Raw genomic sequence first — 13,529 nt, forward strand, 5'->3', positions numbered from 1 at the left:
AGGGGGATGTATATGGGTTTTTTAGCTGACACGCCCAAACCGCCCTATTATGCGGTCATTTTTTCATCAATAAAGGGAAAATATGATGAGGAATATGAGCATACGGCAGAGCGCATGATGAATTTGGCAGGCGGACAGCCGGGCTTTTTAGGCGCGGAAAGCGTTCGGGAGGAAAACGGCTGCGGCATCACGGTTTCCTACTGGGACAGCCTGGAAGCGATTAAAAGGTGGAAAGACCATACTGACCACCGGGCGGCAAAACAAAAAGGAAAAAGCGCCTGGTATGAAGCGTACGCGGTCCGCATTACGAAGACGGAGTCACAGCGGATGTTTGCGTCAAAAGGGGCGGAAGATTGATTACATTTTTACGGCATACACAAGAACAGACGGCACGGGAAATTGCGGCGGTTCAACGCTGCTCTTATCAAAAAGAAGCCGAGCTGATCGGCTTTTTCGGCATTCCCGCCCTGCATGAAACACCAGATGATATACAGCGGTCACGGGAGACGTTTGCCGGTTTCAAGGAAAAAGATCGGCTTGCAGGCGTCATTTCGTATGAAAAAAAGGGATATGACCTTGTCATATGCAGGCTGACGGTGCACCCGTCCGGCTTTCGGAAAGGAATCGGACAGGCGCTTATTCAATTTGTGATAGATCAAAACCGGGACGCCCAAAAAATAGAGGCGGCTACCGCCAGTCAAAACGTTCCGGCAGTCTCTCTCTATTTAAAAACCGGGTTCATAGAAGCCGGACAGACAGAGACGCCGGAAGGGCTGACCCTCTCGTTTTTTCATCTTTATCCGAAGAGGAAAGCGGAAGTTGTTCCGTACAAGCCGGAATGGAAAGAGATGTTTGAAAGAGAGAAGGCGGACTTGATCCGAATCTTCGGCCCCGCTCTTCATTCTGTCAGCCATATCGGCAGCACCTCCATCCCGGGAATGGCCGCAAAACCCGTCATTGATATACTGGCGGAAGTTAAAGATATTTCGGACGCTGACCGATTCAGTCCGCAGCTGGAAGCACTCGGCTATGAGGCGAAAGGAGAAAACGGGATAGAGGGCCGGCGTTTCTTTCAAAAAGGCGGCAGCAAGCGCACACACCACATCCACATATACGAAACAGGCCATCCGGATGTGAAGCGCCATCTGCTGTTCCGGGATTACCTCACTGAAAAGCCTGAAAAAGCGGCTCAATACATGGAACTGAAACGGCGGCTCGCTAAGGCATACCCATACGATATGGAAAAGTATAGTGAAGGGAAAAATGACTGGATCAAGGCGGCTGAACAAGAGGCAAAGGACTGACTGGGAGAGCGGGCTTCTGTAAAGAAAGCAGAAACAATGCATACAGCGGCTCGGTATGCTACAATGGCGAAAATGAAAAACGGAGGATCATCTATGCAAATACATGTGACGGATGCGGCGAAACACACACTTCAGCAGGCGATGGACGCCAACCCGGGGAAAAAAGCGCAGCTCCGCTATGACGCAGAAGGCTGCGGGTGCGCGGTGAGCGGCGTGCCGACCATCTGGCTGGCGGACGAATTAACGGGACAATGCGAGGCCATTGAAACCAACGGACTTCCGCTTTACATCCAGACCTCACAAAAAGTGTTTTTTGACGAGGAAATGACAATCGATTACAATGAAAAGGCAAAAACGCTCGTCTTAAAAAGCCCGGCAGAGATGCTGAGCCCGAGAATGAGCATATTAGTAAAGCAGGGAGAAACGGAAAGTGAATCAAAAGCTGAAAGCCATTAAACAGACGGCACAGCATAAAACGTGGGTATCCTTTCTGAACAACAACCACCCGTACAGTCTGCTGCACTGGTCCATCGGAGGCGCTGAATCCGTTCAGAAGGATGTCTGGCTGCTTCAGGATGAGATGACCTTCAAAGCGCAGGAGTTTACGACAATCGACCTCGCCATTGACTGGATCGGAGAAAATATGGACGGGATTACCGACGTTTTATGACGGGAAAGCGAAAGAACCAGCATACGTTCTTTCGCTTTTTTACGTTTGCGTCATGGTATCTAAAAAGGTTTGAACGGCTTTGCGGTAGCTCTCCGGATTTTTGGTGTACGACATGGCATGCCCGCCCGATTCGGCCAGATAGAGCATCTTCGGGCCGCGTTTTCTGCGGTGCAGCAATTCGGAAGAAGCGGGAGGTATATAATCATCTTCCTTACTGTGAATAAACAGCACGGGCTGCCGGATTCGGCTGATAACCGATAGAGGCGATACATCACGGATACGGTATCCTTCTCTCATCCGCAAAAAGAAATCAGCCAAAGGCAGAAGCGGCCACGGAGGCAGCCGGAACTCCCGCTTCAGCCTGTAGGCGAGCTGATCGCGAAAGCTTGCGAACGGACAGTCCGCAATATAAAAATCAGCGCCGTTTTCATCCTGATGCCCGCCCGCGTATAATAAGGCCGTCACCGCTCCCATCGATTCCCCGTGGATGCCGATTTGACCGCCGTCTCCCGTTTTGTGTCTCACCCAATTCACGGCTTCTTCCAAATCATCTTTTTCAAAATAGCCGTAGCTCGTCGTTCTGCCGCCGCTTTTTCCGTGCCCGCGGTGGTCATATACGAGCACATTCCAGCCTAAATCTAAAAATAAATCCATGTATTTCAATGAATTGAACGAATTTACGGTAACGCCGTGACAAATAATCATGGTGTTTGCCGTATGATGCGGGGCGGCGTAAAAGCCTTTGATCTCATACCCGTGGCGTGACAGGATGACGGCCTCTTCTTTTTCCATGGCCTGAAAGGAATCAAATCTATCATGCCCGTCGGCCGTTTCTTTTTTCATGATATCTTCATCCGTCTTTTTCTTCATAAACATAATCAGATTCGTAAAAGCGAATCCGGCAGCCAAAAAGACTGCGCAAGCCGAACCGAACACCGCCAGCCATTTTTTCACACAGGCACCCTCCTTTCATATGAAAAATCCTTCCTCCGGCTTTTTGGGACCGTGAACGTTGCCGGCCTCCGGCGCTCCGTGGTACACTTGCTTCACCATATTCAGATACTGGGGGCGTAATGATGAAAAAGCAGCTGTCTAAAGAAAAACACAGCTTAAAAGACGATCTGGGGGAAGATCTGAAGGCCAGGCTTTTGCAAATGAAAAGTGAGCTGAAGGAAGAAGACGAGAAAAAACAGGCGCAGCAAAAAGCGGAACAAATCAGAAAACGAAAAGAAAAAGAAAAAAATAAAAGCTTTGAAGAGCTGCTGAATGAAAGCAGTCTCGATTGGCACAAATATAAATAAACCGGCATCTGACAAGGTGCCGGTTTTATTGTTTAAGAACGATGGGCTTCGTATACGTCCCGTTTTGTATGGTATTGCAGGGCTTTGATTTCCTGGCTGCTTAAACGCCGGGCCTCTGCAGCCGAACAGTTTTCTCTCAGCTGCTCAAGTGAGCTGGCTCCGGTGATGACAGAAGCAACGGCCGGCTGTGACAGTAAGTATTGAAGGGAAAGCTCCGTCATGCTCAAGTCAGGTGCGGCAGCGCTGATCGCTTTTTTGGTTTCTTCCAGTTCCGCAAAAGAATATGTTAAATAGCCGTTCTCTTTTACGCTTGCGGCTGCTTGATCAAGCGGTTTTTCCGTAAGAAGCCCTTTAGCGACAGGCCCTCTGGCGACGACGCTGATTCTGTTCTCCTCTAAAAGGGGAAGCCACTCCTCGGGACGCCGGTCCAGCAGGCTGTATTGCATCATAACGCTTGAGATATTTGATTTTTTTACATATTCTTTAATGACATTCGGACGAATCGAGGAAATGCCGTAATACCGGATGACGCCTTCCTGTTTTAAGTCCTCAAACGCTTCGATCGTTTCGTCAATATGATCTTCCATCGTGCCGCCATGCAGCTGATAAAGGTCGATATAGTCCGTTTTCAGCCGGCGCAGGCTGTTTTTGACCGCTTCTTTTATGTATCCTTTGGAAGCGTCCCAATGCCAGCCGTCTTTATCATCATTCCAGCGGTTTCCGGCTTTCGTGGCTAAAATGATGTCGTGCCTGCGGTTTTTGACGGCCTCCCCGACAATTTCCTCATTTCTGCCGAAATCATAAAGATCAGCGGTATCTAAATAATTGATTCCAAGCTCGATCGCTTCATCCAAAATAGACAGCGCTTCAGCTTTATCCGTGCCCAGCGACATACAGCCGAGCCCGATTTCGCTTATTTCTAAATCAGAATGTCCCAGTGTGCGTTTTCTCATCGTTTCGCTCCTTTTTATAGTCTTTTATTGACCGTAATATAAAGGCGCGAAGTTTTCAACTGTTAAGGCCCGGTGATCCAATCTCCGACATAGCGGAATGTCCGTCCGTATTCTTTCAGTTTAGCCCGCACTTCCCACGCCTTTCCGACCAATACGATACTTTTATCCTTCCGATACACCTTCAATCGAAAAGCACCTCCCTCTCATGCATGTATGATAAAATATATGAGGCATAATAGAGAGACAGAACGGGAGATGACATGATGAAACATTTAGAAGAAAAAACACTTGCGAAAAAAAAGCTGTATGACGGGAAAGTCATAGATCTTTACTTAGAGGATGTAGAGCTCCCGAACGGAAAAACAAGCAAGCGGGAAATCGTCAAACATCCGGGAGCGGTGGCCGTACTTGCGGTGACCGAGGAAGGAAAAATCATTTTGGTGAACCAGTTCAGAAAGCCGCTGGAACGGACAATCGTTGAAATTCCGGCCGGGAAGCTTGAAAAGGGGGAAGAGCCGGAACATACGGCGTTAAGAGAGCTCGAGGAAGAAACGGGATATACGGCGGAAACCTTGACGAAAATCACCGCTTTTTATACATCACCCGGGTTTGCTGATGAAATCGTGCATCTCTTTCTTGCGGAAGGGCTTTCGCCGCTGGAAGAAAAGCGCGAACTGGATGAGGATGAATTTGTCGAAGTCATGCAGGTCACGCTTGAAGAGGCCGTGAAGCTGATTGAATCCCGCAGGGTGTATGACGCAAAAACGGCGTACGCGATTCAGTATCTCCAGCTGAAAGAAGCGCTGAAGGAAAAATGATGAAAACCATCTATGCCGATCTGCATATTCATATCGGCCGCACCTATACGGGAAAACCGGTCAAAATCACCGGGGCCAAAACGTTGACGCTGCATCGGATTTTAGAAGAGGCCAGTGAGGGGAAGGGAATTGAACTATTGGGCATCATCGACTGCCATTCCCCGGAAGTCATAGAAGAAATCGAGCGCGGAATTGATGAAGGCAGATACCGTGAGCTGAAAGAAGGCGGCATCCGGTATCGGAATACGACGCTTCTGTTGGGCAGTGAGCTTGAAATCTATGATCACACATGCCGCGGGCCGATTCACGTTCTCGTCTTTATGCCGTCTCTTGCCGAAATGAAGATGTTTTCTGAGTGGCTCGCAAAAAGGCTTAAAAATATCCATCTCAGCTCCCAGCGTATTTATGAAACCGGTTTGAATCTTCAAAGGAAAACAAAGCAATTGGGCGGGCTGTTTATTCCCGCCCATATGTTCACTCCGCATAAAAGCCTGTACGGAAAAGGGGTCATATCTTCTTTGACAGAAGTTTTCGACCCGGCGCTCATTGACGCGGCGGAACTCGGGTTAAGCTGTGACACCGATATGGCTTCGCGGGTAACAGAACTTGATCCGTATACATTTTTAACAAATTCTGATGCGCATTCCTTAGGAAAAATCGGCAGAGAATATAATGAAATGCTTCTTAAAGAAGCGAATTTCACGGAATTTTCGCTGGCTTTAAAAGGGAAGGACGGAAGAAAAATCACGGCGAATTACGGGCTCAACCCGAAGCTCGGGAAGTATTACCGGACGGCTTGCGACCGCTGCGGCGGCCCGGTTGAAAAAGGAGCTTCCGCCTGTCCGGAGTGCGGGGGGAAAACAATGACAAAAGGGGTCAGTGAACGGCTGGAGGAACTGAGCGGACCGAAAAAAAGCCGCGTGCCGCGGCCGTCGTATATTCATCAAATCCCGCTGCAGTTCATTCCGGGGGTCGGGCCGAAAACGTTAGACAAACTGAAGCGGGCTTTTGGGACGGAGATGGCGATTCTTCATCAGGCGCAAGAAGAGGAATTGGCGCGTGTCGTCCAGCCTAAAATAGCGGCTGTCATTCATAAAGCGCGCACCGGGCAGCTCGTCCTTGAGGCCGGGGGCGGAGGGACGTACGGCAGAATCAAGCCGTAAAAGCCGGATTTTAGCGGAGCTCCTCCTGCACCTTCTTTTTCGTGCGGACAAACGCAATCAATTCGATGATTTCATCCTGATTCAGCGGCTGTCCGTCAACGGTCAGTGTGCCGCGGCCTTGTGCGGCGTTTGTTAATTCGATGGTCTGGGTAAACGGCTCCGCCTTTTTTTCGGTGCGCCCCAGTAAATCGTCGCACGTCGTGTCAAACAGATCGGCAAGCGTGCCCAGCGCCTCGAATGACGGACGCCGGTATCCTGATTCATACCCGGCGTACGTGCTTTTGGCGATGCCGAGACGGTCAGCCGTATATTGAAGAGACCAATTTTTCTTTTTTCTCAGTTCAGTTAAACGATCTAAATTCATATTCAAAACCGCTCCTTTTCACTTGAGCAAATTATATCATATCGATATGCAAAAGTGTACGCGAATTGAATAATAATCACTTGATTAATTTCAATCGTCTGTCTATAATTTGATTAAAAGTATGCGAAAAGCGAATGCTTAACACATCTTGAGAAATGGATGAAGAGGTGCAGGGTATGAAAAAATTATTGCTGTTAACAACCGGAGGAACAATCGCCTCAGTCGAAGGAGAAAACGGGCTTGCACCCGGGGTGAAAGCAGACGAATTGTTAACCTACGTATCAAAACTTGATAACGATTACACGATGGAAACCCATTCGTTAATGAACATCGACAGCACAAATATGCAGCCTGAATACTGGGCCGAAATCGCAAATGCTGTCAAAGAAAAATATGACGCATATGACGGGTTCGTCATTACGCACGGGACAGACACAATGGCTTATACATCAGCGGCACTGTCTTATATGCTTCAGCATGCTGATAAACCGATCGTCATTACGGGTTCGCAAATCCCGATTACATTTCAAAAAACCGATGCCAAAAAAAATATCACGGACGCGATCCGCTTTGCATGTGAAGGGGTGGGCGGCGTATACGTCGTATTTGACGGCAGAGTCATTCAAGGCACACGCGCCATTAAATTAAGAACGAAAAGCTATGATGCATTTGAGAGCATTAACTATCCGTATATCGCGTTTATTACCGAAAACGGAATTGAATACAACAAACAAGTGCACATGCCAAAAGACGATGCCTTTACGGTCAATACCTCACTTTGCACGGACGTGTGCCTGCTCAAGCTCCACCCGGGGCTGAAACCGGAAATGTTTGACGCATTAAAGGGCATGTACAAAGGAATCGTCATTGAAAGCTACGGCAGCGGCGGCGTGCCGTTTGAAGGAAGAGACATTCTCGCCAAAGTCAATGAAATGATTGAAAGCGGCATTGTCGTCGTCATTACGACACAATGTCTTGAAGAAGGAGAGGACATGAGCGTCTATGAAGTCGGCCGAAGAGTCAATCAAGATCTCATTATCCGCTCCAGAAATATGAACACGGAAGCCATCGTGCCGAAATTAATGTGGGCGCTCGGCCAGTCTCACAACTTGGCTGAAGTCAAAAACATTATGGAGACACCGATCGCAGACGACGTTGTACTGTAAAAACATGACTACCACAAAGAGAAAGTAGGGTTTTAGCATGACAAACGCGCAAAAAGAATATCGTCAGGAAAAAGATTTCCTCGGAGAAAAACAAATTGAAGCTGATGTGTATTACGGAATACAAACGCTGCGCGCGAAAGAAAACTTTCCGATTACCGGATACCGCATCCACGAAGAAATGATTAATGCGCTCGCCATCGTCAAAAAAGCGGCGGCGCTTGCCAATATGGATGTAAAACGGCTGTATGAAGGAATCGGAAATGCGATTGTCCAGGCCGCAGACGAGATCCTTGAGGGGAAATGGCATGACCAATTCATCGTCGATCCGATCCAAGGGGGAGCCGGAACGTCCATGAACATGAATGCCAACGAAGTAATCGGCAACAGAGCGCTTGAAATCATGGGCCATAAAAAAGGTGAATACATTCACCTCAGCCCGAACACACACGTCAACATGTCACAATCGACGAACGACGTGTTCCCGACGGCAATCCATATTTCCACCTTAAAACTTTTGGATAAGCTCCTTGATACGATGGCGCATATGCTCAGTGTCTTTAAAGATAAAGCGAAACAATTTGATTCTGTCATTAAAATGGGGCGCACACACCTTCAGGACGCTGTGCCGATCCGTCTCGGACAGGAATTTGAAGCATACAGCCGCGTGCTTGAGCGTGACATAAAGCGAATTAAACAATCCCGCCAGCATCTGTATGAAGTAAACATGGGGGCAACGGCCGTAGGTACGGGACTTAACGCCGATCCGCGCTACATAGAACAGGTTGTGAAGCACCTGGCTGACATCAGCGGACTGCCGCTTGTCGGCGCCGGCCATTTGGTTGACGCCACACAAAACACTGATGCGTATACGGAAGTTTCAGCCGCGTTGAAAGTATGCATGATGAACATGTCGAAAATCGCCAACGATCTGCGCTTAATGGCTTCAGGTCCGCGCGCGGGACTTGCGGAAATTTCACTGCCCGCCCGTCAGCCGGGATCATCCATTATGCCTGGGAAAGTCAACCCTGTAATGGCAGAGCTGATCAACCAAATCGCCTTCCAGGTCATCGGGAATGACAATACGATCTGCCTCGCTTCAGAAGCGGGCCAGCTGGAGCTTAACGTAATGGAGCCGGTACTCGTATTTAACCTGCTTCAATCCATCAGCATCATGAATAACGGGTTCCGTTCATTTACCGATCATTGTCTGGCGGGAATTGAAGCCAACGAAAAACGCCTGAAGCAATACGTGGAAAAGAGCGTCGGCGTCATTACAGCGGTCAATCCGCACCTCGGGTATGAAGCGGCTGCGCGAATTGCCCGTGAAGCCATCATGACGGGGCAATCTGTAAGAGATCTTTGCCTTCAAAATGATGTACTGACAGAAGAAGAATTGGATATCATTTTGAATCCGTATGAAATGACAAAACCGGGGATTGCCGGAAAAGATCTATTAGAAAAATAAATTTTAAAGTAACAACAACCGCCTTTTCACGTTTTTCAGTGAATAGGCGGTTGCCATACAAAGGGATGAGGCAGTATAGTATAATTTGTTATATCATTTGATGAAAGCGTTTTAGCTTTTTTCTTCTAGGGGGATTTTCTTGTGAAAGAGGTCAGATTGCCAAATTTATTGGAAATTATTATCTTATTATTCGGGTTTTTAGCACTTGTCTTATCGTTCACAGTGTTTTTAGACCTGCCGATCCAGCTAGCTCTATTAATATCCTGGTTTTTCGCTATTATTCTCGGAGTCAGACTGGGATATTCGTATAAAGACTTGCAGTCCGCCATTGTCACCGGGATATCAAACGGTCTTGAAGCGGTGTTGATTCTCGTTTCGGTCGGTGCGCTCATCGGGACATGGATTGCCGGCGGCGTTGTGCCGACGTTAATTTATTATGGTTTAGAGTTTATTAATCCTCATATTTTCCTTCTGGCTACACTGGTTATCTGTTCCGTTATGTCCGTTGCGACCGGAACGTCGTGGGGAACCGTGGGAACCGCGGGAATCGCCATGATTGCCATCGGAGAGGGAATGGGTATACCGCTTCCGATCGTAGCGGGAGCCGTTTTGTCCGGCGCTTACTTCGGAGACAAGCTTTCACCGCTGTCTGACAGTACGGTGCTTGCCTCCACGCTTTCTAAGGTGGATGTGCTGTCGCACGTCAGAGCGATGATGTATCTGTCAATTCCGTCCTATATTATTACGGCCATTCTATTTACCGTAACGGGATTTATATACGGCGGAAAAAATATTGATCTCGACAAAGTGGAATTTTTAAAATCTTCATTGCAGAAAACGTTTGACATTCATATATGGATGCTCATTCCGGCTGTTGTCGTCGTTGTCCTTCTGATTTTGAAAAAGCCGTCTATGCCCGTTATCGTCATCGGTGCTTTGCTTGGCGCAATCTGGGCTTCCGTCTTTCAGGGAATGAATTTTGCCGATGCCATTGCGACTGCTTATAATGGTTTTTCTATTAAAACGGACGTCGAATTTTTAAACGGCCTGTTAAACCGCGGAGGCATTACCGGTATGCTGGATACGTTAGTCGTTATTCTGTTCGGTCTCGGTTTTGGAGGAATTCTTGAGAAGCTCGGCGTATTAAAAGTGATTGTCTCAACTTTTGAGAAAAAGCTGACCACACCGGGAAATGTGACGCTTTCGACATTGATCGTCGCCCTTTTAGGAAACATTTTCGGCTGTGCGATGTACGTGTCATTGATCCTGACGCCGAAAATCATGGAGAACAGTTATGATAAACTGAAACTTGACAGAAGAGTTTTATCCCGGAACGCAGAGGTGGGCGGAACGCTTACTTCAGGGATGGTGCCGTGGTCTGATAACGGCATCTATATGGCCGGCATTCTCGGCGTATCCACATTTTCATATCTGCCGTTCATGTGGCTCAGTTTTGTATCTATCGGACTGGCAATATTGTACGGATACACGGGGAAATTCATTTGGTACACGAAAGAAAAATCCTTGCAATCTCAAAAATTGGGTTAGGAGGTTCATTTCATGATTACAAAGCATATGATTCGGACGTTAATGATTGAAACGCCGACTGTTCCCGGAAATCTCGGAAAAGTGGCAACCGCCATCGGAGTGATGGGCGGAGATATCGGGGAAGTTGAAACCGTTAAAGTCGGCCCGAACTACACAATGCGCAACATCACGGTGCAGGCCGAAAATGAAGAGCAGCTGCAGGAAATCATTCAAGCCATTGAAGCTCTCGGTGAAGGCATCCGGCTTCATACAGTCTCAGATGAAGTGCTCTCTGCTCATGAAGGCGGCAAAATTCAAATGAAAAGCAAAATGCCGATCCGGACATTGGCTGAGCTTGGCCGTGTTTATACGCCGGGCGTCGCCGATGTGTGCCGACTGATTGAAAACGAGCCTGAAAAAGCGTCCATCTATACGACAATCAGCAATTCTGTCGCCATTGTCACCGACGGCACGGCGATTCTAGGCCTCGGCAATATCGGTTCTGTTGCCGGAATGCCTGTAATGGAAGGGAAAGCCGCGCTTTTTGACCAGCTGGCGGGTATCAGCGGAATTCCGATTTTGCTTGATACCTCTGATCCGGAAGAAATTATTCGCACGGTAAAACACATTTCTCCGGGGTTCAGCGGAATACTGCTTGAAGATATCGGTTCGCCTCACTGCTTTGATATTGAAGACCGCCTGAAAGAAGAACTGGATATTCCGGTTATGCACGATGACCAGCACGGCACGGCGGTCGTCACGCTCGCCGCCGCCATTTCCGCTTGTAAAAGCGCCGGTCTTGATTTAAAAGAAGCGAAGGTCGGACAGATCGGTCTCGGCGCGGCAGGCGTCGCCATCTGCCGCATGTTTATGGCATACGGAGTCAAAGCGGTCTGCGGAACGGACAAGTCAGAAGACGCAATGAACCGCCTCGCTCAGTACGGAGGTCAGCCGCTTGGAAGCATCAAAGATTTAATGGACACGTGTGACATTGTGATCAGCACCACCGGAGTTCCGGGTCTCATTAAAAAAGAGGATGTCAGAAAAGGACATGTCATTCTGGCCTTATCTAATCCGAAGCCGGAGATTGAACCGGAAGAGGCATTACAAGCCGGAGCCGCTTATGCAGCCGACGGCCGTTCGGTCAATAATGTTCTCGGCTTCCCGGGTATTTTCCGCGGCGCGCTGAACGCCAAAAGCAAGAAAATCGACCATGAAATGCTTGTGGCGGCCGCAGAAGCCATCGCCTCTTGCACAAAACACGGCGATCTCGTGCCTCAGCCTTTGGATGCGGACGTGCATCAGGCCGTATCAGCAGCCGTAGAACGGGCCGCGGCAGGAAGATAAACAACTCTTACAGTACCGGACATGTGCCGGTGCTGTTTTTTTATCATGAATAGGAAGCGGAATTCTTAGGCAGGCTAACAGATAGCAAAAGACGGAATAAAGAGGTGTCAATGTGGATTATTTTCCGCTGATCCATACAAATATTTGGGATGCTGTGATCGGCGTGCCGGTCGTCTTATGCGTTACACAGCTGATCAAAGTGTTCTGCCGGGTTCCGGGCATATTCGTTCCCACGATTGCCCTTGCTGCCGGAAATGTTGTGTCTATCGTTTTCGGTCACCATGAACACGTGTATGCGGGGATTTTTATGGGATTTTTTTACGGATACGCCGCCATGGGGAGCTATTCATCTGCCAAAACGTCTCTGCGCGCTTACCGGTCGAAACATGAGCCGTATTCATGAACACATCTGGATTTTTTTGTTATGATAAAAAAAAGGCAAAAAGGAGCGATTGGCACATGGCGAAGAGCAAAACGAAAAAAATGCGGGAGCATCTCAGAAGAAACGGGATGCGTGACGCAGTCTTGTCAAGGGGGACGGCGCCGTCTTTCAGCACCCATGAAAGAGTGACGAAAACCAAAAAAGACAGGCTTGAAAGAATAAAGCATAAAAAAAGGAACCCCTATGATCACCGGAGTGATGACGGGGGTTCTTTTTTTATGCCCGAATCTCGCGCCTTTCTATGATTTCTCTGTCATGTTTTCTCTTTTCTTTCATACAATCTACTAAATCAAGTCAATAGATTAGCGGGAGGAAAGCGGTATGAGAAAACAATCGTACAAAGAACTGTTTTTTCGCCATGTAAAGGATCATCTGTCACTTTATATATTTGTGTTCGTCTTGTTTTTGATGGGGGTCATTTTCGGGGCGATCATCGTCAACAGCATGACCATCACGCAGAAAGAAGATTTGTATTACTATTTAAGCAAGTTTTTCGGACAGCTGTCTGACGGAAAACATGCCGGAGCTTCAGAAATGTTTTGGCAGGCCGTCTTTCATGATGTAAAATATTTGGGGCTGATGTGGATTCTCGGTATTTCCGTAATCGGACTTCCGGTTATTTTCATTATGGTGTTTTTAAAAGGAATCGTCGTCGGCTTCACGGTCGGTTTTTTAGTGAATCAAATGGGGATGAACGGGTTTTTCCTGTCATTTATTTCGGTTCTGCCGCAAAACATCGTTCTCATTCCGGCATATCTTATCATGGGGACATGCTCCATCGCTTTTTCACTGAAACTGATCCGGCAGCTGTTTGTCAAACGCAGCCTTCATGACGCGCCGATCCAATGGTTCGGACGCTACGCCTTCGTATTGATTCTCATCGTTTTCTTCTCGGTCATCGCTTCACTGCTCGAAGCGTACGTGTCTCCGCTGTTTATGGAAAAGCTGTCATCACACATATTTTAGAATGATTATCACAAAATAATACTTTTATTTATCAGTTTATAAT

The 13,529-nt window shown here is 47.9% G+C and carries 18 protein-coding genes; 14 read left to right on the forward strand and 4 right to left on the reverse strand.

Features of this window, described 5'->3' with window-relative positions; all coding sequences use genetic code 11:
* The first annotated feature begins 12 nt into the window (after positions 1-12).
* From G9F48_RS13125 to G9F48_RS13140, 4 genes are all read left to right on the forward strand, one after another.
* The gene (locus G9F48_RS13125; protein ID WP_003153298.1) at positions 13-357 is read left to right on the forward strand and encodes an antibiotic biosynthesis monooxygenase family protein; all 345 of its coding nucleotides are present in this window, start codon (positions 13-15) and stop codon (positions 355-357) included.
* Positions 354-1,304, forward strand: a complete 951-nt coding sequence (locus G9F48_RS13130; protein WP_165409607.1) for a bifunctional GNAT family N-acetyltransferase/GrpB family protein — start codon at positions 354-356, stop codon at positions 1,302-1,304. Before G9F48_RS13125 ends, G9F48_RS13130 begins: the two co-directional genes overlap by 4 nt.
* Positions 1,305-1,397: 93 nt before the next feature.
* Positions 1,398-1,760 (forward strand): iron-sulfur cluster biosynthesis family protein, encoded by a 363-nt coding sequence (locus tag G9F48_RS13135; RefSeq protein ID WP_014305346.1) that lies wholly within the window; start codon positions 1,398-1,400, stop codon positions 1,758-1,760.
* Positions 1,735-1,974, forward strand: coding sequence for a DUF2552 family protein (locus G9F48_RS13140; protein ID WP_003153307.1), 240 nt, complete (start codon positions 1,735-1,737; stop codon positions 1,972-1,974). Before G9F48_RS13135 ends, G9F48_RS13140 begins: the two co-directional genes overlap by 26 nt.
* A 39-nt stretch (positions 1,975-2,013) precedes the next feature.
* On the opposite strand, the gene G9F48_RS13145 is transcribed toward G9F48_RS13140, so the two are convergent.
* The gene (locus G9F48_RS13145; RefSeq protein ID WP_060674375.1) at positions 2,014-2,928 is read right to left on the reverse strand and encodes an alpha/beta hydrolase; all 915 of its coding nucleotides are present in this window, start codon (positions 2,926-2,928) and stop codon (positions 2,014-2,016) included.
* A gap of 122 nt (positions 2,929-3,050) precedes the next feature.
* Here G9F48_RS13145 and G9F48_RS13150 point away from each other — a divergent pair, with 122 nt between their 5' ends.
* The gene (locus G9F48_RS13150) at positions 3,051-3,275 is read left to right on the forward strand and encodes a YqkE family protein (protein ID WP_060674373.1); all 225 of its coding nucleotides are present in this window, start codon (positions 3,051-3,053) and stop codon (positions 3,273-3,275) included.
* Between the two features lie 32 nt (positions 3,276-3,307).
* Here G9F48_RS13150 and G9F48_RS13155 read toward each other — a convergent pair whose 3' ends face one another.
* The gene (locus G9F48_RS13155) at positions 3,308-4,228 is read right to left on the reverse strand and encodes an aldo/keto reductase (RefSeq protein WP_060674371.1); all 921 of its coding nucleotides are present in this window, start codon (positions 4,226-4,228) and stop codon (positions 3,308-3,310) included.
* Positions 4,229-4,290: 62 nt separating this feature from the next.
* Positions 4,291-4,413, reverse strand: coding sequence for a Z-ring formation inhibitor MciZ (gene mciZ, locus G9F48_RS13160; RefSeq protein ID WP_003153315.1), 123 nt, complete (start codon positions 4,411-4,413; stop codon positions 4,291-4,293).
* Positions 4,414-4,491: 78 nt separating this feature from the next.
* Here mciZ and G9F48_RS13165 point away from each other — a divergent pair, with 78 nt between their 5' ends.
* Positions 4,492-5,046 carry an NUDIX hydrolase gene (locus tag G9F48_RS13165; RefSeq protein WP_003153317.1) on the forward strand — a complete coding sequence of 185 codons (555 nt, stop codon included), beginning with the start codon at positions 4,492-4,494 and terminating at the stop codon, positions 5,044-5,046.
* On the forward strand, positions 5,046-6,209 hold the full coding sequence (locus tag G9F48_RS13170; protein ID WP_165409608.1) for a TIGR00375 family protein: 1,164 nt from the start codon (positions 5,046-5,048) through the stop codon (positions 6,207-6,209). Before G9F48_RS13165 ends, G9F48_RS13170 begins: the two co-directional genes overlap by 1 nt.
* Positions 6,210-6,219: 10 nt before the next feature.
* On the opposite strand, the gene G9F48_RS13175 is transcribed toward G9F48_RS13170, so the two are convergent.
* The gene (locus G9F48_RS13175; protein WP_003153320.1) at positions 6,220-6,573 is read right to left on the reverse strand and encodes a helix-turn-helix domain-containing protein; all 354 of its coding nucleotides are present in this window, start codon (positions 6,571-6,573) and stop codon (positions 6,220-6,222) included.
* Positions 6,574-6,749: 176 nt separating this feature from the next.
* On the opposite strand from G9F48_RS13175, the gene G9F48_RS13180 reads away from it, so the two are divergent.
* The 7 genes from G9F48_RS13180 (at position 6,750) to spoIIM (ending at position 13,486) form a co-directional block, all read left to right on the forward strand.
* Positions 6,750-7,739, forward strand: a complete 990-nt coding sequence (locus tag G9F48_RS13180) for a type I asparaginase (RefSeq protein ID WP_003153321.1) — start codon at positions 6,750-6,752, stop codon at positions 7,737-7,739.
* A 37-nt stretch (positions 7,740-7,776) separates the two neighbouring features.
* Positions 7,777-9,204: an aspartate ammonia-lyase gene (gene aspA, locus G9F48_RS13185; protein ID WP_003153322.1), complete on the forward strand. Its 1,428-nt coding sequence runs from the start codon at positions 7,777-7,779 to the stop codon at positions 9,202-9,204.
* A 141-nt stretch (positions 9,205-9,345) separates the two neighbouring features.
* Positions 9,346-10,752, forward strand: coding sequence for a Na+/H+ antiporter NhaC (gene nhaC / locus G9F48_RS13190; RefSeq protein ID WP_127069534.1), 1,407 nt, complete (start codon positions 9,346-9,348; stop codon positions 10,750-10,752).
* Between the two features lie 12 nt (positions 10,753-10,764).
* On the forward strand, positions 10,765-12,078 hold the full coding sequence (locus G9F48_RS13195; protein ID WP_165409609.1) for an NAD-dependent malic enzyme: 1,314 nt from the start codon (positions 10,765-10,767) through the stop codon (positions 12,076-12,078).
* Positions 12,079-12,190: 112 nt separating this feature from the next.
* Positions 12,191-12,481, forward strand: a complete 291-nt coding sequence (locus G9F48_RS13200; RefSeq protein ID WP_003153325.1) for a hypothetical protein — start codon at positions 12,191-12,193, stop codon at positions 12,479-12,481.
* 56 nt (positions 12,482-12,537) lie between these two features.
* Positions 12,538-12,765, forward strand: coding sequence for a hypothetical protein (locus G9F48_RS13205; RefSeq protein ID WP_003153326.1), 228 nt, complete (start codon positions 12,538-12,540; stop codon positions 12,763-12,765).
* A 76-nt stretch (positions 12,766-12,841) separates the two neighbouring features.
* On the forward strand, positions 12,842-13,486 hold the full coding sequence (spoIIM, locus tag G9F48_RS13210; RefSeq protein ID WP_165409610.1) for a stage II sporulation protein M: 645 nt from the start codon (positions 12,842-12,844) through the stop codon (positions 13,484-13,486).
* The last annotated feature ends 43 nt before the right edge of the window (positions 13,487-13,529 follow it).

Source organism: Bacillus sp. EKM420B (assembly GCF_011065565.1).
In the GTDB taxonomy this organism is placed as follows: domain Bacteria; phylum Bacillota; class Bacilli; order Bacillales; family Bacillaceae; genus Bacillus; species Bacillus velezensis.

What these genes read in the sequence shown, in the direction of transcription:
- G9F48_RS13125 (WP_003153298.1), top strand. Translation starts at nt 13, where the DNA reads ATGGGTTTTTTAGCTGACACGCCCAAACCGCCCTATTATGCGGTCATT.
- G9F48_RS13135 (WP_014305346.1), top strand. Translation starts at nt 1,398, where the DNA reads ATGCAAATACATGTGACGGATGCGGCGAAACACACACTTCAGCAGGCG.
- G9F48_RS13150 (WP_060674373.1), top strand. Translation starts at nt 3,051, where the DNA reads ATGAAAAAGCAGCTGTCTAAAGAAAAACACAGCTTAAAAGACGATCTG.
- G9F48_RS13155 (WP_060674371.1), bottom strand. Translation starts at nt 4,228, where the DNA reads ATGAGAAAACGCACACTGGGACATTCTGATTTAGAAATAAGCGAAATC.
- G9F48_RS13165 (WP_003153317.1), top strand. Translation starts at nt 4,492, where the DNA reads ATGAAACATTTAGAAGAAAAAACACTTGCGAAAAAAAAGCTGTATGAC.
- G9F48_RS13170 (WP_165409608.1), top strand. Translation starts at nt 5,046, where the DNA reads ATGAAAACCATCTATGCCGATCTGCATATTCATATCGGCCGCACCTAT.
- G9F48_RS13175 (WP_003153320.1), bottom strand. Translation starts at nt 6,573, where the DNA reads ATGAATTTAGATCGTTTAACTGAACTGAGAAAAAAGAAAAATTGGTCT.
- G9F48_RS13180 (WP_003153321.1), top strand. Translation starts at nt 6,750, where the DNA reads ATGAAAAAATTATTGCTGTTAACAACCGGAGGAACAATCGCCTCAGTC.
- aspA (WP_003153322.1), top strand. Translation starts at nt 7,777, where the DNA reads ATGACAAACGCGCAAAAAGAATATCGTCAGGAAAAAGATTTCCTCGGA.
- G9F48_RS13195 (WP_165409609.1), top strand. Translation starts at nt 10,765, where the DNA reads ATGATTACAAAGCATATGATTCGGACGTTAATGATTGAAACGCCGACT.
- G9F48_RS13205 (WP_003153326.1), top strand. Translation starts at nt 12,538, where the DNA reads ATGGCGAAGAGCAAAACGAAAAAAATGCGGGAGCATCTCAGAAGAAAC.
- spoIIM (WP_165409610.1), top strand. Translation starts at nt 12,842, where the DNA reads ATGAGAAAACAATCGTACAAAGAACTGTTTTTTCGCCATGTAAAGGAT.